Source organism: Streptomyces sp. NPDC028308, from assembly GCF_055565855.1.
The window spans coordinates 876,029-899,211 of record NZ_JBVHTO010000001.1 but is presented as its reverse complement, the minus strand read 5'-3'; the positions used below and the strand labels follow the sequence as shown (position 1 = coordinate 899,211).

Here is a 23,183-nt window from a genome sequence, read left to right as displayed (position 1 = left end):
GCACCAGCGTTTCTGCTCCGGCGACAGGCCCTAGCCTCCGTAGAACAGGTCGTCCACCACCGCGCGGGCCCGCCGCGTCGTACGCCGGTAGCCGTCCAGCAGGTCCCCGACGTGGCCGGCCTCGTACCCCAGGTACCGGCCCACCGCCGCCAGCTCCCGGCCGTCCGAGGGGAAGGTGTCCCCGGCCCGGCCGCGTACGAGCATCACCGCGTTGCGCACCCTCGTGGCCAGGACCCACGCCTCGTCCAGGATCTCCGCGTCCTCCTCGGACAGCAGCCCGGCGGCGGACGCGGCGGCGAGCGCGGCCCGGGTGCGCGTCGTGCGCAGCCCCGGCTCGGTGGCGCCGTGCCTGAGCTGGAGCAGCTGCACCGTCCACTCCACGTCGGAAAGGCCGCCCCGGCCGAGCTTGGTGTGCAGGGTCGGGTCGGCGCCGCGCGGCATCCGCTCGGACTCCATGCGGGCCTTCAGGCGCCGGATCTCCCGTACGGCGTCGTCCCCGAGCCCGTCCGGCGGGTACCGCAGCGGGTCGATCAGCTCGATGAAACGGCGCCCGAGGTCCTCGTCGCCCGCGACCGGCTCCGCGCGCAGCAGCGCCTGCGACTCCCAGCCGAGGGACCAGCGGCGGTAATAGGCCGCGTAGGACTTGAGGGTCCGCACCAGCGGCCCGGACTTGCCCTCGGGACGCAGGTCGGCGTCGATGAGCAGCGGCGGGTCCGAGCTGGGCAACTGGAGCAGCCGCCGCATCTCGGAGACCACGGTGTTCGCGGCGCGGGCCGCCTCCTGCTCGTCGGCGCCCTCCCGCGGCTCGTGCACGAACAGGACGTCCGCGTCGGAGCCGTAGTTGAGCTCGTGGCCGCCGAAGCGGCCCATGCCGATCACGGCGAAGCGGGTGGGCAGCGTCTCGCCCCAGGTGTCCCTGACGACGGCGCGCAGCGTCCCGGAGAGGGTCGCCGCCGTGAGGTCCGAGATGGCCGCGCCGACCCGGTCGACCAGGGCGCCCTGGTCGGCCACGGCGGGCGTCTCCTCGGTGCCGTACGAGGCGACGATGTCGGCGGCGGCCGTACGGAACAGCTCGCGCCTGCGCACCCCGCGCGCGGCCGTGACCGCCTGTTCGCCGCCGGAGGCGCGGCTCACCGCGGCGAGGACCTCCTGCTCCAGGTGCGCCCGGCTCCTGGCCTCCAGGCCGCCGGCCGCGCCGTCGCCGAGCAGCGCGACCGCCTCCGGGGCGCGCATCAGCAGGTCGGGGGCGAGGCGTCCCGCGGACAGCACGCGCGCCAGGTTCTCGGCGGCGGCGCCCTCGTCGCGCAGCAGCCGCAGGTACCAGGGTGTCTTGCCCAACGCGTCCGACACCTTGCGGAAGTTGAGCAGTCCGGCGTCCGGGTCGGCGGAGTCCGCGAACCAGCCCAGCAGCACCGGCAGCAGGGTCCGCTGGATGGCGGCCTTGCGGGTGACCCCGGAGGCCAGCGCCTCCAGGTGGCGCAGCGCGGCGGCGGGATCGGCGTACCCGAGCGCGACGAGCCGCTCGCGCGCCGCACCCGGGCTCAACCTGGTCTCGCCCGGGGCGAGTTGGGCGACGGCGTCGAGCAGCGGCCGGTAGAACAGCTTCTCGTGGAGCCGGCGTACGACGGACGCGTGCCGTTTCCACTCGCGGTTCAGCTCGGTGACGGGGTCGGTGCGCAGCCCGAGCGAGCGCCCGATGCGCCGCAAATCCGCCTCGCCCTCGGGCACTAGGTGGGTCCGCCGCAGCCGGTAGAGCTGGATGCGGTGCTCCATGGAGCGCAGGAAGCGGTAGGCCGCGTCGAGCTGCACCGCGTCGGCGCGGCCCACGTACCCGCCGGCGGCGAGGGCCTTGAGGGCGTCCAGCGTGGTGCCGCTGCGCAGCGAGGTGTCGGCGCGCCCGTGCACCAACTGCAGGAGCTGCACGGCGAATTCGACGTCCCGCAGGCCGCCGGGGCCGAGCTTCAGCTCGCGCTCGATCTCGGCGACGGGGATGTTCTCCACGACCCGGCGGCGCATCTTCTGCACATCCGGGACGAAGTTCTCGCGCTCGGCGGCTTGCCAGACGAGCGGGGCCAGCATCTGGACGTACTGGTCGCCGAGCGCGAGGTCCCCGGCCACCGGCCGCGCCTTCAACAGGGCCTGGAACTCCCAGGTCTTGGCCCACCGCTGGTAGTAGGCGAGGTGACTGCTGAGGGTCCGCACCAGCGGGCCGTTGCGCCCCTCCGGGCGGAGGTTGGCATCCACCGGCCAGATGCTGCCCTCGACGGTGGACTCGGAGCAGATCCGCATCATGTGCGAGGCCAGCCGGGTGGCGGCCTGGATCGCCTTGCCCTCGTCGGCCCCGTCGGCGGCCTCGCCGACGAAGATGACGTCGACGTCGGACACATAGTTCAGCTCGTGGCCGCCGCACTTGCCCATCGCGACGACCGCGAGGCGGCACAGCGCCCCGTCGTCGGGCGCCGCGGCCCGCGCGATCGCGAGGGCGGCGCGCAGCGTGGCCGTCGCGAGGTCCGCGAGCTCGGCCGCGGTCTGGGCGACGTCGGTGGTGCCGCACACGTCACGGGCGGCGATGGACAGCAGGCAGCGGCGGTAGGCGACGCGCAGCGAGACGGGGTCGTCGGCCTCCGCGAGTCCGCGCTCGAACTCCTCCACCCCGGGGTGCAGGTCCCGCGGCTCGTACATGGCGAGCGCCTGCCAGTCCTGCGGGTGGCGGGCCAGGTGGTCGGCGAGGGCGGCGGAGGCGCCGAGCACGCCGAGCAGCCGGTCGCGCAGCGGCTTCGACGCTATGAGCGTGTCCAGCAGCTCGCGCTGCGCGGTGTGGCCGTCCTGCGCCTCGACGAGGCGGACCAGCCCGAGCAGCGCGAGGTCCGGGTCCGCGGTGGCGCCCAGCGCGTCGAGCAGGACGGGGTCGGCCCGCACGGGAGCCAGCTCGGCGCCGTCCAGGAGCCGCTCCGCGGCGGACGGGTCGGTGAAACCGTGCCGCAGCAGCCGAGTGAAGGTACTGCTTCTGCGCCCCGGCGCCGTCATCCTCGGCCTCCTGTCGGATCAAGGTCGTACGCGTGTGAGCCTAACCGCAGAGCGCCCGGGCGGCTCCGGGGGCGGGTTCGTGTGAACCGCGGCGCCCGGTTCGGCGCAAGCGGTGGCGCGGCGGCCCGCATTCGGCTTCGGTGAGGGGGAGCCGTCCGGCCGGACGCCACCGGGCCCGGCCGGCGTACGAGGAAGGGACGCATCCAGTGGACATGACCCTCGAAGTGATCGTGCTGCCGGTCTCCGACGTGGACCGGGCCAAGGAGTTCTACCGGGACAAGGTCGGCTTCCACGTCGATCTGGACGGCGAGGTGATGGAGGGGGTGCGGATCGTCCAGCTGACGCCGCCGGGCTCCGGGTGTTCCATCGCGCTCGTGGACGGGCTGCCGATCCCGACCGGGACGCCGCGGCCAGGGACGTACCACGGCCTGCAATTGTGCGTGGAGGACGCCAAGGCCGCGTACGAGGAGCTCAGGGGGCGCGGGCTCGACGTCAGCGAGCCGCAGGCCTTCGCGCCGCAGGACGGTGCCACCTTCATGTACTTCACGGACCCGGACGGCAACGGCTGGGCGATCCAGGAGTACCGGCAGCGGGCCACGAAGCCGCTCCACAAGCTCCTTACGGAGCTGGCGGCCGGGCGACAGTAGTTCACCCGCTCTTCACTCCTCGGGCCGGGGGACGTGGGCCACGGGAATGTTGGCGTGAGCATGCTCTGTCCGCACCGCTCTCGTCCTCGTCCTCGTCCTCGTCCCCCAACCGGAGGTCTGAAGTGTCCGGCAGAACCGTGTACCGCCGCAGCCGCACCCTCGTGGCGTCCGCCCTGGCCCTCGCCGCCGCCGCGGCCGGGCTCTGGACCGGGTTCGGCGGCTCGTCCCCGGCGCAGGCCGCGGGCGTGGTCCCGACCCCTGACCACGTGGTCGTCGTGGTCTTCGAGAACCACGCCTACAGCCAGGTGATCGGCTCCTCCAGCGCCCCGTACATCAACTCGCTCAAGAGCGGGGGCGCCAACCTCTCCCAGACGTACGCCGAGACCCACCCGAGCCAGCCCAACTATTTCGCGCTCTTCTCCGGCTCCACCCAGGGCATCACCGACGACAGCTGCTACCCGCCGGGCTTCTCCTCCGCCCCGAACCTCGCCTCCGAGCTGATCGCGGCGGGCAAGAGCTGGGCCAGCTACAACGAGACCCTCCCCAGCCAGGGCTCCACCACGTGCAGCAGCGGCTCGTACGCCCGCAAGCACAACCCGTGGTTCGGCTTCAAGAACGTGCCGACGTCGTCGGCGAAGACGTTCGCCCAGTTCCCGACGGACTACACGACGCTCCCCCAGGTCTCCTTCGTCGTCCCCAACCTGTGCAGCGACATGCACGACTGCTCGGTGTCCACCGGCGACACCTGGCTGAAGAACAAGCTGGGCGCGTACGCGACCTGGGCGAAGACCCACAACAGCCTCCTCGTCGTCACCTTCGACGAGGACAACCGGCTCAGCGGCAACCGCATCCCGACGGTGCTCTACGGCCAGCAGGTGACCCCCGGTTCGACCTCGTCGACCACGTACAACCACTACGACCTGCTGCGCACCCTGGAGGACATGCACGGCCTCCCGCACGCGGGCAACGCGGCCTCCGCCAAGGACATCACCGGCATCTGGACGTCCTGACGTGTACGTAGCGGACAGCCGGGCCGGCACCCCGGCGACGGCGTCCGCGGAAGACGCCGCCCGGCCCCTCGCCGGGCGGCGTCGTGCCGCGGTCGCCCCCACGGTGCTCGCCCTCGGCACGGTCAGCCTGATCACCGACGTCTCGTCCGAGATGGTGACGGCGGTGCTGCCCCTGTACCTGGTGGCGGGCCTCGGCCTGTCACCGCTGGGCTTCGGGCTGCTCGACGGGATCTACAACGGCTTCTCGGCGCTGGTACGGCTGGCCGGCGGGCATCTCGCCGACCGCGGAGGCGGCCGCCACAAGTGGGTCGCCGGCTTCGGCTACGGCCTGTCGGCGGCCTGCAAACCCCTGCTCCTGCTCGCCCACTCGCTGACCCCGATCGGCCTGATCCTCGCCGCCGACCGGACCGGCAAGGGCCTGCGCACCGCCCCGCGCGACGCGCTGATCTCCCTGTCCAGCACGCCCGAGACGCGCGGCCGGGCGTTCGGCGTGCACCGGGCCATGGACACGGCGGGTGCCCTCCTCGGCCCCCTGGCCGCCTTCCTGATCCTGCGCGCCACGGTCGACGGCTACGACGCGGTGTTCACCGTCAGCTTCTGCGTGGCGGTGACGGGGGTGCTCGTCCTGGTGCTGTTCGTTCCGGGGCGCGCCCCCGCCGCACCCGGTCCCGGACGGACGGCGCGCGGCACCGCGGAAGAGCGGGCGGACGCCGCCGGGGAGCCGGCCGGGACCGCGGCAGGGCCGGCGAAGGGCGCCGGAAGCGCGCGGCAGCCCCGGCCGACTCTCCGCGCCGCCCTCGGGCTGCTGCGGGACCGGGGGCTGCGCCGCGTCACCGTCTGCGCGCTGCTGCTGGGCCTCGCGACGGTCAGCGACTCCTTCGTGTACCTGCTGCTCCAGCGGCGCCTCGGCGTACCGGACCGCTGGTTCGCCCTGCTCCCCCTCGGCACGGCGGCGGCGTTCCTGCTGCTCGCCGTCCCGCTCGGCCGGCTCGCCGACCGGGCGGGCAGGTGGCGCGTGTTCCTCGCGGGCCACGGCGCCCTGCTGCTCGCGTACGGCCTGCTGCTCTCCTCCTGGCACGGCGCCGCCCTGCCGTACGCCGTGCTGCTCCTGCACGGCGGCTTCTACGCGGCCACCGACGGCGTGCTGATGGCCGCCGCCTCGGACAGCGTGCCCGAGGCACTGCGCTCGTCGGGGCTGGCCCTCGTCCAGACCGGGCAGGCGCTCGCCCGGTTCGTCTGCTCGCTCGGCTTCGGCGCGGCCTGGACGGCGTGGGGCGACCGCACGGCGCTCACCGCCTCGGCCGTGCTGCTGGCCGTCTGCGCCCTGTGCTCGCTCGGTCTGCTGAGGCCGGCCGCGACGACCCCGGAAGGCCCCGCATGACCCTTCGCAGCCGCATCCTGGTCCTGGCCCTGGCGCTGCTCGTCCTGGCCGGCGTCGCCACGGCGTCCGTGCTGCACGCCTCGGACCGCGCCGACCGCCGGGACCGGGCGCGACCCGGGGGTCCGCGGATCACCGCGGGCCCGGTCGCGCTGACCGGCGCGGGCGCGCGCATGGTGTTCCGGAACATGGCGTGGGGCCCGCACCGCGACGAGCTGACCTCGGTCCGGGCCGCCGACCCGTCGGGTCCGCGGACGGCGTCCGGGGTGAAGTGCCTGCGCTTCCACGCGGCGGCGGGCACCGGGGTATGCCTCCAGGCGGTCCACGGCCCCGTCCAGGACACCTACCGGGCGGTGGTCCTCGACGCCGGCCTGCACGTGCGGGCCCGCTACGACGTGCCGGGCATCCCGTCCCGGGCGCGGGTCTCCCCGAGCGGCCGGTTCGCGGCATGGACGGCGTTCGTGGGCGGTGACTCCTACGCGGGGACGAACTTCTCCACGCGCGCGGCGATCGTCGACACCCGCACGGGCCGGTTCACGCCCTCCCTGGAGACGTTCCGCGTCGTGCGGAACGGCCGTCCGTACCGCGCGGCGGACGTCAACTTCTGGGGCGTCACCTTCGCGGCCGACGACCGGCACTTCTACGCGACGCTGGCGACGAAGGGGAAGACGTACCTGGTGCGGGGCGACCTGCGCACGCGCACCGTCACCACGGTGCGTACGAATGTGGAGTGCCCGTCCCTCTCCCCCGACGGCACGCGGATCGCGTTCAAGAAGCGGGTGGCGGGCCTCCCGGCGGACGCCCCCTGGCGCCTGTACGTCCTCGACCTCGCCACGCTGCGCGAGACCCCCCTCGCGGAATCCCGCAGCGTCGACGACCAGGCCCTCTGGCGGGACGACCACACCCTCGTCTACTCGCTGCCCGGCGACTACGGGGCCGACCTCTACGCGATCCCGTCCGACGGCGCGGGAGGGCCGCGGCGCGTCAGCACGGCGGCCGTCTCACCGGCGTACCTCCCCTGACCGGCTCCCCCGGCCGCGCACGCGCGCCGACCGCTCGGCCTCTCTCAACGCCCTCGCGCCGCCCGGGCCGTGCGGGCGCCGTCCCGGCGCACGTCCTCCAGCACCTCCCGGACGACGTACCGGGCGTTGCGGGCCATCGACTCGTTCGTCGTGCGGTACTCCGGCAGGGCGATCAGGGCCTGCGAGAGCGTGCGGGCCCGGCCGCGGGTCCAGGACGCGTCGTCCACGTCGAGGGCCGCGCGGAAGACCTTCCTGCCTTCGGGCGGCAGCAGGTTCCAGGCCGGGAACAGGTCGCAGGACGGGTCGCCCAGTCCCAGGCACCCGAAGTCGATCACCGAGGTGAGCCGGCCCGCGTCCACCAGCAGGTTGCCGGGCATCAGGTCGGCGTGCAGCCACACCGGCCCGTCCCCGTCCAGGGCCCGCAGCGCGTCCTCCCACACGGCGGTCACCGCGTCGCAGTCGACGCCCTCCTCCGGGATCGCGCGGAGCGCCTCGACCGCCGCCCGCGTCTCCTCGTCGAGCGAGGAGAGGGGTCCGCCGCGGTGGGCGGCGGGCGCGTCCGGCAGGGTGACCCCGCGCATCGCGGTCACGAACGCCGCCAGGTCCTCGGCCAGCCGCTCGGGTGCGGTCAGTGCCCCCGCCTCGGGGTTCTCCCCGGGCAGCCACCGGTACACCGACCAGGGGTACGGGTAGCCCTCGGCCGGTTCCCCGGCGCCCAGTACCTCGGGGACGGCCACCGGGAGCGAGGGCGCGAGGCGGGGCAGCCACCGCTGCTCCGCGGCCACGTCACGGGCGCCGCCCTCGGTCAGCGGCAGCCGTACGACCATGTCCTCGCCCAGCCGGTACATGGCGTTCACCGTGCCCCCGGACGGCACCCGCACCACCCCGAGCCCGGCCCACCGCGGAAACCGCCCGCCCACAAGCCGCCGCACGAGCTCTTCACCGACGGGTTGCCTCTCCCCTGTGTCCATGGGCCAAATCCGACCCCAGCCCCCGACGGACCGTCAAACACTTTCCCGACGAGAAAGGCCCGACGGTCACTGACCGTCGGGCCTTCCAGACACTCCGGCGGAGAAGCCCACCGACCTGCGGTTGCTACAGCACCGGCAGGTTCTTCCGCAGCTCGAACGCCGTGACCTCGCTGCGGTACTCCTCCCACTCGCTCTTCTTGTTGCGGAGGAAGAAGTCGAAGACGTGCTCGCCGAGGGTCTCGGCGACCAGTTCGCTGCGCTCCATGAGCGTCAGGGCCTCGCCCAGGTTCTGCGGGAGGGGCTCGATACCCAGGGCGCGGCGCTCGGCGTCGCGCAGGGCCCAGACGTCGTCGTCGGCGCCCGGCGGGAGCTCGTAGCCCTCCTCGATGCCCTTGAGGCCGGCGGCCAGCAGCAGGGCGTAGGCGAGGTAGGGGTTCGCGCCGGAGTCCAGGGAGCGGACCTCGACGCGGGCCGAGCCGGTCTTGCCGGGCTTGTACATCGGGACGCGGACCAGGGCCGAGCGGTTGTTGTGGCCCCAGCAGATGTACGAGGGGGCCTCGCCGCCGGCGCCCGCGGTGCGCTCCGAGCCGCCCCAGATGCGCTTGTAGGAGTTCACCCACTGGTTGGTGACCGCCGAGATCTCCGCCGCGTGCCGCAGCAGGCCCGCGATGAAGGAGCGGCCGACCTTGGAGAGCTGGTACTCCGAGCCGGACTCGTAGAACGCGTTGCGGTCGCCCTCGAAGAGGGAGAGGTGGGTGTGCATGCCCGACCCCGGGTACTCCGAGAACGGCTTCGGCATGAACGTGGCCTGCACGCCCTGCTCCAGCGCGACCTGCTTCATGATCAGCCGGAAGGTCATGATGTTGTCGGCCGTGGAGAGCGCGTCGGCGTAGCGCAGGTCGATCTCCTGCTGGCCGGGGGCGCCCTCGTGGTGGCTGAACTCGACCGAGATGCCCATCGACTCCAGCATCGTGATGGCCTGGCGCCGGAAGTCCTGGCCCACGTTCTGTGGGGTGTGGTCGAAGTAGCCGGAGTTGTCGGCGGGGGTGGGCCGCGAGCCGTCCAGCGGGCGGTCCTTCAGCAGGAAGAACTCGATCTCGGGGTGGGTGTAGAAGGTGAACCCGAGGTCGGAGGTCTTGGCGAGGGCGCGCTTGAGGACGTAGCGGGGGTCCGCGAAGGACGGCGAGCCGTCGGGCATCAGGATGTCGCAGAACATCCGGGCGGTACCCGGGGCCTCGGCGCGCCACGGCAGCACCTGGAACGTCGACGGATCCGGCTTGGCGATCATGTCGGACTCGTATACCCGGGCGAAGCCCTCGATCGCCGAGCCGTCGAACCCGATGCCCTCGTCGAACGCCTGCTCCAGCTCGGCCGGGGCCACGGCCACCGACTTCAGGAAGCCGAGCACGTCCGTGAACCAGAGGCGTACGAACCGGATGTCACGCTCCTCCAGTGTCCGGAGCACGAACTCCTGCTGCTTGTCCATCTTCCGCTTCCACCCATCCTTGCCGGTCAGGCCGCCTGCTCCCACGCCTCGGGGACGATCGGGGCACATGAGCATCCCACCACAACACCATTTCGTGCGCGTTGCGGACCTTGATCGGCAGACCGACCATGGACTGAACGCCTCGCGTACGGCAGGTGTACTGCGCTGCTGCCCATACTGCCTGCTCACCCGGGTCCGGCGATACCGAGGAGCGGTGCGGGACGGGCTCCGGGCCGGGGCCGGCGGCCGGCGGCACCGGGCACCTTCGGACATTCCCGCGACCTCCCTCCATACCCCGCCCCCGTTCCCACTACGATCAGCAAACCCGTCCGTCCCACATCCACCAGCCCCCGAAGGACTCGCCATGGGTTCCGCCAAGAACAGCTCCAACGCCTCGCGCAAGGCGCGGATAGAGGAGATGCGTCGCGCAGACCGCTCCCGCGAGCGCCGCAACCGGATCCTCACGATCGGCGCGAGCGTGGTGATCGTCGCGGGTCTCGTCGCCGGCGGGACGTACCTCGTCACGTCGCAGTCCGACAAGGACAGCTCGGCGAGCGACTCCAAGGGGACCTCGGGCCACTTCGTGACCGGCAAGGACGGCGTGAAGACCTGGAAGGGCACGCTGGGCCGCACCCACGTCACCAAGACGGTGAAGTACCCGATGGAGCCTCCGGTCGGCGGCGACCACAACCAGGTGTGGATGAACTGCAACGGCGACGTCTACACCGAGCCGGTCGGCAACATGAACGCCGTGCACTCGCTGGAGCACGGCGCGGTCTGGGTGACGTACAACGACAAGGCCCCGGAAGCCGACGTCAAGGCGCTCGCCGCGAAGGTCAAGAAGACTCCGTACACGCTGATGAGCCCGGTCGAGGACCAGAAGGACCCGATCATGCTCAGCGCGTGGGGCAAGCAGCGCACGGTGACCGGGGCGAGCGACCCGGCCGTCGACGCCTTCTTCTCCGCGTACGTGCAGGGCAAGCAGACGCCCGAACCGGGTGCCGCGTGCACCAACGGCCTGTCGAAGTGAGCCGGACGAAACAGACGGGCTGGATCGCGGGTACCGCGGCGGCCGTGCTCGTGGCGGCCGGGGCGATCACGTATGCGGTCGCCGACGGCGGCGACTCCGGCCCGGGGACGCCCGCCGCGGACTCCGCGGACGCGGGTTTCGCGCGGGACATGGCCGTCCACCACCAGCAGGCCGTCGAGATGTCGTACATCGTGCGCGACCGCACCGAGGACGAGGAGGTGCGGCGCCTCGCCTACGACATCGCGCAGACGCAGGCCAACCAGCGCGGCATGCTGCTGGGCTGGCTCGACCTCTGGGAGCTGCCGAAGGTCTCCGCCGACCCGCCGATGACGTGGATGGACATGGGCGGCATGGCCTCCGGCAAGGACGGCGCGCTGATGCCGGGCATGGCGACCGACACGGAGATGGACCGCCTCCGCAAGGAGAACGGCAAGACCGCCGAGATCACCTACCTGCGGCTGATGTACGCCCACCACGCGGGCGGCGTGCACATGGCCGAGGGCTGCGTGCGCAGGTGCGAGGTCGGCGTCGAACGCCGGCTGGCCAAGGGCATGGTCGCGGGCCAGCGGTCCGAGATGGACCTGATCACCGACCTGCTGAAGGCGCGCGGCGCGACGCCGCCGGACTGAGCCACGGGCGCTCCGGCTTCCCTTGCGGTTCCTCGCCGACTGCTGCCTGGGGTTGTCCTGTTGGCGACTCACGACTGAGGGTGCCCTGTTGGGAATTCCAGTCTGCGGGTGCCCCTGTCGGGGCTTCCCGACTGCGGGTGCCCTGTCGGCGATCTCAGTCTGCGGGCGCCCTGTTTGCGACTCCCGCCTGCGGGTGCCGGTCGACGATTCCGGCCTGCGGGTGCCCTGTTGGCGATTCCGATCTGTGGGCGGGCGCCCTGGCGAGAGGCGGCCTCGACCGGTGACCGTCCATCGGTGACCGGGTGGTCCCCGGCCGGTGACCGGTGTCCGTCGACCGGACTCCGGTGCGCAAGACCGCACATGACGGGCATCACTGCTCAATTCCCTTACGCATACGGTTCCTTGGGGTCTTCTTGGCCCCCGCATTCCCCTGGCATGAACGGTTCGTCGCGAGAGTGACCCCAGCGTGATCCATTCCCTGTGCACCTTTCCGCCCAGGGGTCTACGCGGATCACGACCGGCCACTACATGCGACGAACCGCATCGCAGGGGGTTCAATGAGATCCAACCGCGCCACAGCGCGCGCCGGAGTGAGCCTGGCAGCGACACTGCCGCTGCTCGCCGGCGCTCTGGCGCTCGGCATACCCGCGGCCCAGGCCGCGGACGGCCCGGGCCGCGACACCCTCACGGGCACCAGGCCCGCCTGGGCCACGCCCGCCGCGGACAAGGGGGCCACGTCCGACAGCTCCCAGGTGTCCGCCCGGGTCCACCTCGCCGGCCGCGACGCCTCCGGCCTGGCCGCGTACGCCAAGGCCGTGTCCGACCCCGAGTCGGCCTCGTACGGCAGGTACCTGAGCGCGAAGCAGGCACAGGCCCGCTTCGGCGCCACCAAGGCGCAGGTCGCCGCCGTGACCTCCTGGCTGGAGTCGGCGGGACTGAAGGTCACCGGCACGACGCGGCACTACGTCTCCGTGACCGGTGACGTGGCCGCCGCCGAGAAGGCGTTCGGCACGCAGCTGCACAACTACGCCAAGGGCGGCAAGACCTACCGGGCGCCCGCGAAGACGGCCTCCGCGCCGGCCGCCCTCAACGGCGCCGTGCTGACCGTCACCGGCCTCGACAACGCCCCGCACAAGGCGACCCACCAGGACCAACTTCCGCCGCCGGACGCGGTGTTCCGCAACTCCGGGCCGTTCTCCTCGTACCACGGCTCGAACATCGCGAGCACGCTCCCGGACGCCTACGGCAAGAAGATCCCGTACGCCGTCAAGGGGTACACCGGCAAGCAGCTGCGCGCCGCCTACGGGGCGGGCACCCGGACCGGCAAGGGGGTGCGGGTCGCCATCACCGACGCGTACGCCTCGCCGACCATCGCTTTCGACGCCGCCACCTACGCGAAGAAGCACGGTGACGCGAGGTACGTCAGCGGCCAGCTGCGCCAGGTGCTGCCCGCGAAGTACACGAAGACCGAGGAGTGCGGGGCCGCGGGCTGGTACGGCGAGGAGACCCTCGACGTCGAGGCCGTGCACGCGGTCGCGCCCGCCGCGGACATCACGTACGTGGGTGCCGCCTCCTGCTACGACGACGATCTGCTCGACTCGCTGAACAAGATCGTCGACGGTCGCCTCGCCGACATCGTCTCCAACTCCTGGGGCGACATCGAGGCCAACGAGACGCCGGACATCGCGGCCGCCTACGACCAGGTCTTCCAGTTCGGCGCCGTCGAGGGCATCGGCTTCTACTTCTCCTCCGGCGACAACGGCGACGAGGTCGCCAACACCGGCACGAAGCAGGTCGACACCCCGGCCAACTCGGCCTGGGTGACCGCGGTCGGCGGCACCTCGCTGGCCGTCGGCAAGGACGACAAGTACCTCTTCGAGACCGGCTGGGGCACCGAGAAGGCCGCCCTCTCCGAGGACGGCAAGAGCTGGACGGGCTTCCCCGGGGCGTTCACCTCGGGCGCGGGCGGCGGCACCAGCCGGACCGTGTCGCAGCCCTTCTACCAGAAGGGCGTCGTGCCGGACGCGCTCGCCCACGCGAACGGTACGACCGCGATGCGGACCGTGCCGGACATCGCGGCGATCGCCGACCCCAACACCGGTTTCAAGGTCGGCCAGACGCAGACGTTCCCCGACGGTTCGCAGCAGTACGACGAGTACCGGATCGGCGGCACCTCGCTCGCCGCGCCGGTGATCGCCGCCGTCCAGGCCCTGGCCCAGGAGGCGCGCGGCGGCAAGGCGATCGGATTCGCCAACCCGTCGATCTACGCCAAGTCCGGGTCGAAGGTCTACCACGACGTCACGGACAACCCGACGGGGTCCGGACTCGCCGTGGCGCGCGTCGACTTCGCCAACGGCTACGACGCGTCGGAGGGGCTCCTCACCTCCGTCCGCAGCCTCGGCAAGGACAGCTCCCTGAAGGCCGTGAAGGGCTACGACGACGTGACCGGCGTCGGCTCGCCCGCCGCGGGCTATGTGAACTCCTACCGAGTCCACTGACGTACCGTCACCCTCCGTGCGCCCGCCCCTGGATGAGGGGCGGGCGTCGGTGTTTCGGGGGCCGGGCGACTCAAGGGGCTTGGATGGGTTCGGGGGCTTGGGGGGCCGTCGTGGTGAGTACCGCCTCCGCCACGTCCTCGGGGCGGTCCAGCATCAGGAGGTGGCCGGAGGGCCGGCGGGTGACGTGGAAGGCCGCGTCCAGCCTTTCGGCCAGGGCCCGTTGGCGGTCGACCCACCGGCCGGAGCCGGTCGCGAGGACGGTGACCGGGACGTCCGGGAGGGGGAAGTGCCGCCGCAGGACGTCCAGTCGGACCGCCTCGTCGCGGTAGGTGGCGTTCTCGGCCAGGACCGCGTGCAGGGAGCGACTCGTGCCGTACGCGCTGCGGACCAGGTCGTACGGGGCGGGGTCGCCGCCTCTCCGGCGTCCGGCTCGCACCGCCGCTCGCCGCAGTGGCGCCCCCAGGGCCCGGGGGACGCCCGCCGCGGCCAGGAGCGTGGCGCACGCACGCGTACCGGCGTTCCGTGCCGCTCGGGCCGCCCGGGGACGCGGTGCCTCCTCCACGCTGGTGTCGAGGAGGACGAGTCCCGCCGTACGGGCCGGGTAGAGGCGGGCGAACGCCTCCGCGTGGAACCCCGCGAGGGAGTGTCCGGCGACGGTCACCGGGGCGGTGAGGCCCAAGCCGTCCAGGACATGTGCGATGCGCCGCGCCTCGGCGTCCAGGGTGGGCCACGTCCGCGCGGGTCCGCTGAGTCCCAGACCCGGGCGGTCGAACCGTACGACCGTGCGGTGCGGGGCGAGCAGGGGCACGACCGGGTCCCAGTCGAACCAGCACAGGCCGAGGCCCGCGCTGAGGACGCAGACGGGGCCGGTGCCGTCCACCCGGACGTGGTGGGGCACGCCGTCGATGCGCACGAAGGTCATCGGGCCGCCCGCTCCGTCTCCGGGGCGAGCGGGGGCCGGGGGGCGGGGGCCGGGGGTTCCGGCGCGGGCCGCCGGTGTCGGAGGACCGAGAGCGCGAGTGTCGCGAACCACGCGGCCATGAGGGCCAGTTGGAGGCGCTGGGCGAGGCCGAGGGACCAGTTGCCGTGTCCTGCCTCCAGGGCGGCGACGGCGGCGATGGTCCAGGCCGTGGCGGCCAGTTCCAGGGCGACGAGGGGTCGGCCCAGCCGGGCCAGGGAGGAGGCGGGGGCGTGGCGGCGGGCCGCGTGCGTGAGGGCCGGCATGGCGACGAGGACGGCGCACACCGCGAGGGCACTGCTCGTCGCGTGCGCGGTGTGGGTCACCGGGACGAGACCGGCGTGCTCCCGCTGGGCGCAGAGCCGGTCCACCGTCGGTGTGCAGCTCAGGGGCAGCCGTGAGTCCACGGTGGTGGCGACGCCGAACAGCACGACGGCCGTCCAGCCGACGGTCCCCCACCGGTCACCGGGCGACAGCCGCAGCAACGCCCACAGGCCGCCGGCGCACATCAGCACCCCGGCGACGAGGTCCGTCGTACGGAAGAGGCCGCCGAAGGGCTGGTCCTGGGCGGCCAGCTCACTGGCGTAGGTCCGCCCCGGCGCGAGCCCGGTCGGCAGGACGACCTCCAGCCCCCAGGCGCTGTAGGCGACGATGCCGAGCCCGACGAGCAGGGCGACGACGAGCGAGTCCCGACGATCGCTGGGGTTCGGGTGATCATCCTTGCGGTCGCTGCGGTCGAAGGGGGCCGTCGTCATGGGTCACATGATCGGTGGGGCGAGGGCGAGGGGCATGCCGGGCGGGGCCGGGTGGGCGGGCGACGGGCCGGGTCGGGGGCGCGGACGGTGGGCTGTGGGGCGGGCCGGACGGGCGGGCGACGGGCCGGTGGTGGGCGCGGACGGTGATCTGTGGGGCGGGGCCGGGGCGGTGCATCCGCCTGTCGCGGGGCAGGCACCCACGTCCGTCACCAGGTCCCCTCGGCTGCGCGCCAACCCCGCGACAGGCCTTTGATGTACCGCCCCGTCCCCTCCCGCCGGACGGCGCCTGCGGGCAGTCGGGGAGGGGCGGCGGCAGCGAGCGGGACCCGTGTCGGGTCAGCCGGGGTGCCTGCTCAGGGCGTAGGCGATCTTCGCCAGCTGAGACTTCTTCGCCTTCGACGAGTAGGCGTACAGGAAAGGCCACTGGGGTCCGTCGAAAGGCGTCGGCGCCCATCCCATCTGCCGGGCGAGCCCCGACCCCAGCTGGTATGCCCCCGCCGCCATACCGGCGATCCCCATGGCGTTCCCGGGAGCCAGTACGAAGTCCACCGCCCCGGCCGCCAGGGCGATGCTGCCCACGGCCGCGGCCATGGGACGCTCACGCAGCTCGCTCACCGGGCTGCGAAAGCGGGTCCGGACCAGTGCGCGGCGCAGTTCCCGGACGACCAGGCCGTCGAGCTCGCGGCGGGGATGGTGCCGATACCGCTCGCACATGTCGCCGATCCACCGGACGAGTTCCTCCCGGCCCCGTCCCCGGAGGAACGTGTCGAGATCGCGCGGGCCGGCGTGGACGTCGAGGAGGCGCAGGACTTCCAGCAGCTGGGCCGCCAGTTCCGCCGCCAGGTCGCGGGAGGGTGTCGTGGTGGCCCGCGCCGCGGCACCGTCGGCTGTCGGCGCTCGGGTGATCAGCCGGACGAAACTCCGGTCCGCCCGGCCGAGCAGCAGGGGAGCCCGGGCCCCGGAGAGTTCGAAGGCCGCGCCGTGGTTGTAGGCGACGCTCAGGACGTGCTTGGCGATGTCGAAGGGCCCGCTGTCGGCGTACCGTCTCGCGGCCTGCAGTGTTCCCTCAGGGATGCGGTGAGCGGCGCGCGGACCGCGGTAGGCGCCATACCAGTACTCGACCTGCCCCGGGTCGGCCGCCAGCCTCTCCGCGGCCCACTCCTCACCGCGCGGGGGCGGCGCCGCGAGCACCCTTCGCTCGCTCTCCGGGAGCCTTTCGTCGTTGCGGAGGATGGACAGCAGCGCTCCGTCGATCTCCTCGTCCCAGCGGGCGTCCTCCCACGGGTGCCCGTCGCGGTGAGCGCGGTCGGTGAGCCAGGGCTCGCGTGCCTGGACGCGGATGAAGCCCTCTTCGACGTACCGGACGAAGTGTCTCGCCGGAACACGGCTCGCGTGCCGGACGAGCACGCTGGACGGCGCCCACAGGTTGAGGGGCCGGCTGAGGGCGATCAGGCTGTGCAGGCTCTGATATCCGGGCGGGCCGTACTCGCTGATGTGGCAGAAGGTGGGGAACGCCTGATCCGCCGCGCGGTGAGGAGTCGCGGCAACCCGTCTCCGGCAGTTGTCCACGGCCACGCTTCGCATGCATCCCCCTTCGTGGTCAACGCAGTTGGGGCTCGCCCGGAGCCGAGATTACGCTGCCCGCGCCCTTCGGTGAACTGCCGTCACCTCAGGCACGTAGGTCCGGGGTTCCCGTACGGCGGGGTGTCAGCGTCGCGCCGGCTCCGTGGGCCGGGGGACGTGCGTCGCGACGAGGCGTCCTCCCGCGGCACCGTCGGGGACGAGAGCGCGCCGCCGGTCCACGGCGTACGCCACCGCCGCGACCCCCAGCCCGAGCACCGCGAGCATCGCCCCGGCCACCGCCGGCGACGTCGCCCCGAAGCCCGCCGCGAGGGCGAGCCCGCCGATCCAGGCGCCGCCGGCGTTGGCGAGGTTGAAGGCCGCCTGGTTGGCGGAGGAGGCCAGGGACGGAGCCGCGGCGGCCTTCTCCATGACCATCAGCTGGAGCGGCGAGCCGGTGACGAACGCCGCCGTGCCGAGGAGGGTGACCCCGACGGCGGCGCTCCACTGGGCGCTCATGAGCAGCGGGAAGAGGGCCAGGACGGCGACGAGGGACGCGAGACCGCCGAACAGGGTCCCCCGCAGGGAGTGGTCGGCGAGGCGCCCGCCCAGCAGGTTGCCAGCCGTCGCGCCGACGCCGAAGAGGGCGAGCAGCAGGGTGACGCTGCCGTCGGCGTACCCGGCGGCGTCCGTGAGCATCGGCGTGATGTAGCTGTACGCGGAGAACAGGGCGCCGAAGCCCGCGACGGTGGTGCCCAGCGCGAGCCAGACGGGCAGCGAGCCCAGCGCGGCCAGCTCGCCGCGCAGGCCGCCGGCCGGGGCCGGGGCGTGGTCGCGGGGGATCAGCAGCGCCAGCGAGGCTATGGCGGCCACGCCGATCACGCTGACGCCGAGGAACGTGGCGCGCCAGCCGAGGTGCTGCCCCATGAGCGTGGCGACGGGCACGCCGGCGATGTTGGCCACGGTCAGGCCGAGGAACATGAGTGAGACGGAGCGCGCCTTGCGCTCGGGGGCGACCAGTCCGGTGGCGACGACGGCGCCGACCCCGAAGAAGGCGCCGTGCGGCAGGCCGCTGAGGAAGCGGGCGGCCAGGAGCCAGTGGTGGTCGGGGGCGAGGGCGGACAGCGCGTTGCCGACGACGAAGAGGCCCATGAGCCCGATCAGGACCGCGCGCCGGGACATCCGGGAGGTGACGGCGGCCAGCAGCGGCGCGCCGATCACCACGCCCAGGGCGTACGAGGACACCAGGTGGCCGGCGGTGGGGATGGAGACGTGGAGGTCGTCCGCGACGTCGGGCAGGAGGCCCATCATCACGAACTCGGTGGTGCCGATGCCGAAGGCGCCCACGGCGAGGGCGAGCAGGGCCAGGGGCATGAGGGGCCTCTCAGGGGGAGCGGGGGCGCGCGCGGACTCGTGGGGGACACGTCCGCGCGCAAGGTCGTGCCCGTGCACACCGCTGTGCACGGGCAGCATAAGTTCAGTGTAGGAACAAACTCTCCCAGGCCAGTATTCCAGGAGGTTAAGAGGCGGTTGCGTCCACCTTGACGCGCGCGGCGACCGGCAGGTGGTCGCTGCCGGTCTCGGGCAGCGTCCAGGACGTCACCGGCTCGATGCCCTTGACCATGATCTGGTCGATACGGGCCATCGGGAACGACGCGGGCCAGCTGAAGCCGAAGCCGCTGCCCGCCGCGCCCTGGGTGGAGCGCATCTGCGCGGTGACGGCGTTCAGCGCGCGGTCGTTCATGGTGCCGTTGAGGTCGCCGAGCAGGACGACCCCCCGGACCGGCTCGTCGGCGATCGCCTCGCCCAGCGCGTCGGCGCTCTTGTCCCGCTGGCGGGCGGTGAACCCGGCCTCCAGCTTCACCCGGACCGAGGGCAGGTGGGCGACGTACACCGCGACCTGCCCGGCCGGCGCCGTCACCGTCGCCCGCATGGCACGCGTCCAGCCCAGCTTGATGTCGACGGGGGCCGCGCCGCTCAGCGGGTACTTGCTCCACAGCCCGACGGTGCCCTGCACCGAGTGGTACCTGTACGTGGCGGCGAGCGCGTTCTCGTACACCGGGACCGCAGAGGCCGTGAGTTCCTCCAGGGCGACCACGTCGGCGCCGGACGCGGCCACGTCGCGCGCGGTGCCCTCCGGGTCGGGATTGTCGGCGTTGACGTTGTGGGTGACGACCGTCAGGTCCCCGCCGCCGCCGGTCTTGTCCGAGAGCAGCCCGCCGAACAGGTTCAGCCAGACGACGGCGGGCAGCAGCACGGCGATCAGCGCGGTCGCCGACTTGCGGACCACCGCGAGGACCAGCAGCACCGGCACGAAGACGCCCAGCCAGGGCAGGAAGGTCTCGGTGAGGCTGCCGAGGTTGCCGAACCGGTTGGGGATCTGCGCGTGCAGCAGCATGACCAGGGCGAAGAGCACCGCGAGAGCGGCGAGGACCAGACCGCGCCGCCAGATGCGGGGGTCGCCGCGCCAGTCGTCACGCAGGCGCCGAAGCCGGGATCCTCGGCGCTCGGGCCCCGAGCCGCCGCTGCCCGTCTCCGTCACATACGCCTGCGCCATACCGTCGCCTCACAACTTGCCGTGCACACCGTCTGTCCCGCGTCTACGACCCTAGGGGATGATCGGTGCCCTTTCCGCCGTCCTGGGACGGCCGTACGGGCACGAGGACGAACAACTCGGTGTCAGGAGTTCCGTATCCCGCTCTCCCGGCGGTCCTCTGTGACGAAACACGCACATACGGGCAAGTCGTTGCGTGATGAACTACCGCGCGGGACACGGGACTACGGCGCCGCCGGCCGCAGTCCCGCGAGCACCGTGTCGACGATCTGCTCCGCGAGACCGTCGGGCAACTCGGCCTCGGGCCGCATGAGGGCGCGCACCAGCATCGGGCCGACGACGATGTCGTTGAGGAGTTCCACGTCGACGTCGTCGCGCAGTTCACCGCTGAGCTGCCCGCGGCGCAGCACCTCGAAGGCGAGTCTGCGCCGCGGTTCGATGACCATCGCGTGGTACGCCGCCCACACCCGGGGGCTGCTCTTCATCTGCGCGTACACGTTGTGCAGGATCGCCGAGGAGCGGTTGACCAGGCCGCGCCGGCGCAACGCCTCGACCAGGACGACGAGGTCGTCGCGCATCGAGGTGCCGGGCAGTTCCGGTTCCGGGGGTTCGGCGGCACGCAGGACGTCGACGAAGAGTTCCTCCTTGCCGCGCCAGCGACGGTAGATGGTCGCCTTGCCGACCCCCGCGGTCCGGGCGACGCGCTCGATGGAGACCTCCCCCAGCGGGACGCCCTCCTCCAGCAGCTTCATCACGCCCTCGATGATGGCGCGTTCCACCGCTTCGCTGCGGGGGCGGCCCCGGGAGGCGGGTACGTCCTGCCCGGCTCGGCTGTCCGCGAGGCTCACGTCGACTCCGTTTCTCCGTTGCGCTGGGGGTGATTCTCCCTGATGCGGGGCCCGTCCCTCCCGGGGGTTACTGCTCCGCGGCCACCAACTCGCTCTCGTCCTTGTCCTGCTGCGGGGCCGGCGGGCGGCCGGGCAGGAACAGGGCGACCACGACCGCGCCGACGAGCGCGACGCCCGCGCCGCACAGGGCCGTCACGTGCATGGCGTGCAGGAAGGCGTCGTTGGCGGGGGTGACCAGGGCCTCGCCGCGCGGGCCGAGCTTGGCGGCGACGCCGAGGGTGGCCTCGATGGACTCGCCCGCGGTGTGCCGCAGACCGGCGGGCAGCCGGGTGAGGTCGTCCTCGATGCCGTTGCGGTACGCCGTCGAGAGCACGGAGCCGAGCACCGCGATGCCGAGGGCGCCGCCGACCTGGCGGAAGGTGTTGCTGAGCGCGGAGGCGGAGCCCGCCTTCTCGCGCGGCAGCGCCTGCATGATGACGACGCTGGTCGGCGTCATGATGTGCGCCATGCCGGTGCCCATGAGGAAGAAGACGACCTCCAGGATCCAGATGGGGGTGTCGGCCTCCAGGGTGGCGAACGCGGCGAGCATCGCGGCGATGAGCAGCAGGCCCGCGGTGCAGGTGGCGCGGTTGCCGAAGCGGTCGACGACGAGCCGGGCGCGCGGCGCGAAGATGAGCTGGGCCACGGCGAGCGGCAGCATCAGCAGACCGGTCTGCAGGGGCGAGTAGCCGCGCACGCTCTGGGTGTAGAAGACGGAGAAGAAGGTGACGCCCATCAGCGCGAAGAAGACGAGCGCGATGGCGGAGATGGCGGCCGAGAAGACCTTGTTCTTGAAGTACGTGACGTCGATGGACGGGTGGTCGCTGCGCTTCTCGTACACCACGAAGACGACCAGGACGAGGAGACCGGCCGCGACGGTGGCGAGCACCTTGAGGTCGGTGAAGTCGGCCAGCTGGCCGCCCTTGATGATGCCGTAGACGAGCAGGACGAGTCCGACGACGGACAGGACCACGCCGACGGGGTCGAGCCGGCCCGGGTTCGGGTCGCGGGAGTCGGGGACCAGCCAGATCATCAGGCCGAGCGCGAGCAGCACGATCGGCACGTTGATCAGGAAGACGGAGCCCCACCAGAAGTGGTCGAGGAGCACGCCGCCGGTGATCGGGCCGATGGCGATGGCGAGGCCGACGCCGCCGGCCCAGATGCCGATGGCCTTGGGCTGCTCGTCGCGCTCGAAGACGTTCATGAGGACGGCGAGGGTGGCGGGCATCACGAAGGCGGCGCCGAGACCCATCACCGCGCGGAAGACGATGAGCTGGACCGGTGAGCCGGACTCGGCGGCCAGCGCCGATCCCACGCCGAAGACGGCGAGACCGGCGAGCAGTATCTTCTTGCGGCCGAGCCGGTCGCCGAGGAGGCCCGCGGTGAAGAGCAGTCCGGCGAAGACGAGCGTGTAGGCGTTGATCGCCCACTCCAGCTCGCTCTGGGTGGCGCCGAGGCCCGTGGGCGCCGGGGTCGAGATCGTCTTGATCGCGACGTTCAGGATCGAGTTGTCGAGCACCACGATCAGCAGGCTGAGCATGAGCACACCGAGAATGGCCCAGCGGCGCCGGTGCACGGCCTCGGGCACCCGTCGTTCGGTCAAGGGAGCGGGAGTTGTCATGCTCTCCAGCCTAGCCAGTTCCGATACGACACCGTCTCGTATCGGAATTGCTTTACGGAGAACTTACCAAGAACTTACGAAGCCCGCCTCGCCCGAGGGAGACACAGCTCGCTCCCCGCGGTCTGGCCTCAGTCGGCACGAGGTGCCACCATGGGGGTGATCCGGGGACGCCGTCAGGGCGCCTCGAGATGACAGACAGAAGGAGCCGTTGCGATGACGCAGCTTTCGGCTGCCCCGAAGCCGGGTCAGGAGTCTGGCCAGAAGTCCGACAGCAAAGCGCTGTACGGGGGCAAGGGCACTCGCCGCATCACCGTGCGTGACATCACCGCCGCCAAGGAACGCGGCGAGAAGTGGCCCATGCTCACCGCTTACGACGCGATGACCGCGTCCGTCTTCGACGAGGCCGGCATCCCGGTCATGCTCGTCGGCGACTCGGCGGGCAACTGCCACCTGGGGTACGAGACGACGGTCCCGGTCACCCTCGACGAGATGACGATGCTCTCGGCGGCGGTCGTGCGGGGCACCAGCCGTGCCCTGATCGTCGGCGACCTGCCCTTCGGGTCGTACCAGGAGGGCCCGGTCCAGGCCCTGCGCTCGGCCACCCGCCTGGTCAAGGAGGCCGGGGTCGGCGCGGTGAAGCTGGAGGGCGGCGAGCGTTCGCACCGCCAGATCGAGCTTCTGGTGGAGTCCGGCATCCCCGTCATGGCGCACATCGGACTGACCCCCCAGTCCGTGAACTCCATGGGCTACCGCGTGCAGGGGCGCGGCGAGGAGGCGGCCCAGCAGCTGCTGCGGGACGCCAAGGCGGTGCAGGACGCGGGCGCCTTCGCCGTGGTCCTGGAGCTGGTGCCGGCCGAGCTGGCCGCCGAGGTCACCCGGGTGCTGCACATCCCCACCGTCGGTATCGGCGCGGGTGCCGAGACCGACGCGCAGGTCCTCGTCTGGACCGACATGCTGGGACTCACCGGCGGCAAGATGCCCCGCTTCGTGAAGCAGTACGCGAACCTGCGCGAGGTCATGGGGAACGCGGCCAGGGCGTTCGCCGAGGACGTGGTCGGCGGAACGTTCCCCCAGGAGGAACACTCCGTCCACTGAGCCACTGAGCCACTGAGCCACCGAGCCACTGCGGCACCGAGCGGCCCCGCCGATC

Annotated in this window: 18 protein-coding genes; 8 read left to right on the top strand and 10 right to left on the bottom strand. The window is 72.5% G+C overall.

What is annotated here, in order from left to right; genetic code table 11:
• Nucleotides 1-30: 30 nt before the first annotated feature.
• A complete protein-coding gene (locus ACZ4VA_RS03810; RefSeq protein WP_389391796.1) occupies nt 31-3,027 on the bottom strand; it encodes a bifunctional [glutamine synthetase] adenylyltransferase/[glutamine synthetase]-adenylyl-L-tyrosine phosphorylase in 2,997 nt (998 codons plus the stop codon).
• 206 nt (nt 3,028-3,233) lie between these two features.
• Here ACZ4VA_RS03810 and ACZ4VA_RS03805 point away from each other — a divergent pair, with 206 nt between their 5' ends.
• From ACZ4VA_RS03805 to ACZ4VA_RS03790, 4 genes are all read left to right on the top strand, one after another.
• On the top strand, nt 3,234-3,674 hold the full coding sequence (locus ACZ4VA_RS03805) for a VOC family protein (protein ID WP_356167421.1): 441 nt from the start codon (nt 3,234-3,236) through the stop codon (nt 3,672-3,674).
• Nucleotides 3,675-3,796: 122 nt separating this feature from the next.
• Entirely contained in the window at nt 3,797-4,684 is an 888-nt protein-coding gene (locus ACZ4VA_RS03800) for an alkaline phosphatase family protein (RefSeq protein ID WP_468079537.1), read from the top strand.
• A 1-nt stretch (nt 4,685) separates the two neighbouring features.
• On the top strand, nt 4,686-6,065 hold the full coding sequence (locus ACZ4VA_RS03795; protein WP_356167426.1) for an MFS transporter: 1,380 nt from the start codon (nt 4,686-4,688) through the stop codon (nt 6,063-6,065).
• On the top strand, nt 6,062-7,084 hold the full coding sequence (locus ACZ4VA_RS03790; protein ID WP_356167428.1) for a TolB family protein: 1,023 nt from the start codon (nt 6,062-6,064) through the stop codon (nt 7,082-7,084). The genes ACZ4VA_RS03795 and ACZ4VA_RS03790 overlap by 4 nt, the downstream gene beginning before the upstream one ends.
• A 44-nt stretch (nt 7,085-7,128) precedes the next feature.
• On the opposite strand, the gene ACZ4VA_RS03785 is transcribed toward ACZ4VA_RS03790, so the two are convergent.
• Together ACZ4VA_RS03785 and glnA are read right to left on the bottom strand one after the other, a co-directional pair.
• Nucleotides 7,129-8,055, bottom strand: a complete 927-nt coding sequence (locus ACZ4VA_RS03785) for an aminoglycoside phosphotransferase family protein (RefSeq protein WP_356167431.1) — start codon at nt 8,053-8,055, stop codon at nt 7,129-7,131.
• Nucleotides 8,056-8,179: 124 nt separating this feature from the next.
• A complete protein-coding gene (gene glnA, locus ACZ4VA_RS03780; RefSeq protein ID WP_121403381.1) occupies nt 8,180-9,541 on the bottom strand; it encodes a type I glutamate--ammonia ligase in 1,362 nt (453 codons plus the stop codon).
• A 364-nt stretch (nt 9,542-9,905) separates the two neighbouring features.
• Between glnA and ACZ4VA_RS03775 the strand changes: the two genes are divergently transcribed.
• The 3 genes from ACZ4VA_RS03775 to ACZ4VA_RS03765 all read left to right on the top strand — a co-directional run bounded on the left by ACZ4VA_RS03775 (nt 9,906) and on the right by ACZ4VA_RS03765 (nt 13,698).
• The gene (locus ACZ4VA_RS03775; protein ID WP_355788868.1) at nt 9,906-10,571 is read left to right on the top strand and encodes a DUF3105 domain-containing protein; all 666 of its coding nucleotides are present in this window, start codon (nt 9,906-9,908) and stop codon (nt 10,569-10,571) included.
• Nucleotides 10,568-11,200 carry a DUF305 domain-containing protein gene (locus tag ACZ4VA_RS03770; protein ID WP_356167435.1) on the top strand — a complete coding sequence of 211 codons (633 nt, stop codon included), beginning with the start codon at nt 10,568-10,570 and terminating at the stop codon, nt 11,198-11,200. Before ACZ4VA_RS03775 ends, ACZ4VA_RS03770 begins: the two co-directional genes overlap by 4 nt.
• Nucleotides 11,201-11,757: 557 nt before the next feature.
• The gene (locus tag ACZ4VA_RS03765; RefSeq protein ID WP_355783955.1) at nt 11,758-13,698 is read left to right on the top strand and encodes a S53 family peptidase; all 1,941 of its coding nucleotides are present in this window, start codon (nt 11,758-11,760) and stop codon (nt 13,696-13,698) included.
• A 70-nt stretch (nt 13,699-13,768) separates the two neighbouring features.
• Here ACZ4VA_RS03765 and ACZ4VA_RS03760 read toward each other — a convergent pair whose 3' ends face one another.
• The 7 genes from ACZ4VA_RS03760 to ACZ4VA_RS03730 all read right to left on the bottom strand — a co-directional run bounded on the left by ACZ4VA_RS03760 (nt 13,769) and on the right by ACZ4VA_RS03730 (nt 22,033).
• Entirely contained in the window at nt 13,769-14,620 is an 852-nt protein-coding gene (locus ACZ4VA_RS03760; RefSeq protein ID WP_452919036.1) for an alpha/beta fold hydrolase, read from the bottom strand.
• Nucleotides 14,617-15,411 carry a DUF998 domain-containing protein gene (locus tag ACZ4VA_RS03755; RefSeq protein WP_355783949.1) on the bottom strand — a complete coding sequence of 265 codons (795 nt, stop codon included), beginning with the start codon at nt 15,409-15,411 and terminating at the stop codon, nt 14,617-14,619. The genes ACZ4VA_RS03760 and ACZ4VA_RS03755 overlap by 4 nt, the downstream gene beginning before the upstream one ends.
• Nucleotides 15,412-15,747: 336 nt before the next feature.
• The gene (locus ACZ4VA_RS03750) at nt 15,748-16,995 is read right to left on the bottom strand and encodes a hypothetical protein (RefSeq protein WP_468079532.1); all 1,248 of its coding nucleotides are present in this window, start codon (nt 16,993-16,995) and stop codon (nt 15,748-15,750) included.
• Nucleotides 16,996-17,118: 123 nt separating this feature from the next.
• Nucleotides 17,119-18,345, bottom strand: a complete 1,227-nt coding sequence (locus tag ACZ4VA_RS03745) for an MFS transporter (protein ID WP_468079530.1) — start codon at nt 18,343-18,345, stop codon at nt 17,119-17,121.
• 145 nt (nt 18,346-18,490) lie between these two features.
• Entirely contained in the window at nt 18,491-19,528 is a 1,038-nt protein-coding gene (locus tag ACZ4VA_RS03740; RefSeq protein WP_389391828.1) for an endonuclease/exonuclease/phosphatase family protein, read from the bottom strand.
• 221 nt (nt 19,529-19,749) lie between these two features.
• The gene (locus ACZ4VA_RS03735; RefSeq protein WP_356241860.1) at nt 19,750-20,373 is read right to left on the bottom strand and encodes a TetR/AcrR family transcriptional regulator; all 624 of its coding nucleotides are present in this window, start codon (nt 20,371-20,373) and stop codon (nt 19,750-19,752) included.
• 67 nt (nt 20,374-20,440) lie between these two features.
• Nucleotides 20,441-22,033 (bottom strand): MFS transporter, encoded by a 1,593-nt coding sequence (locus tag ACZ4VA_RS03730; RefSeq protein ID WP_355780434.1) that lies wholly within the window; start codon nt 22,031-22,033, stop codon nt 20,441-20,443.
• A 213-nt stretch (nt 22,034-22,246) separates the two neighbouring features.
• Here ACZ4VA_RS03730 and panB point away from each other — a divergent pair, with 213 nt between their 5' ends.
• A complete protein-coding gene (panB, locus tag ACZ4VA_RS03725) occupies nt 22,247-23,128 on the top strand; it encodes a 3-methyl-2-oxobutanoate hydroxymethyltransferase (protein WP_355780437.1) in 882 nt (293 codons plus the stop codon).
• The last annotated feature ends 55 nt before the right edge of the window (nt 23,129-23,183 follow it).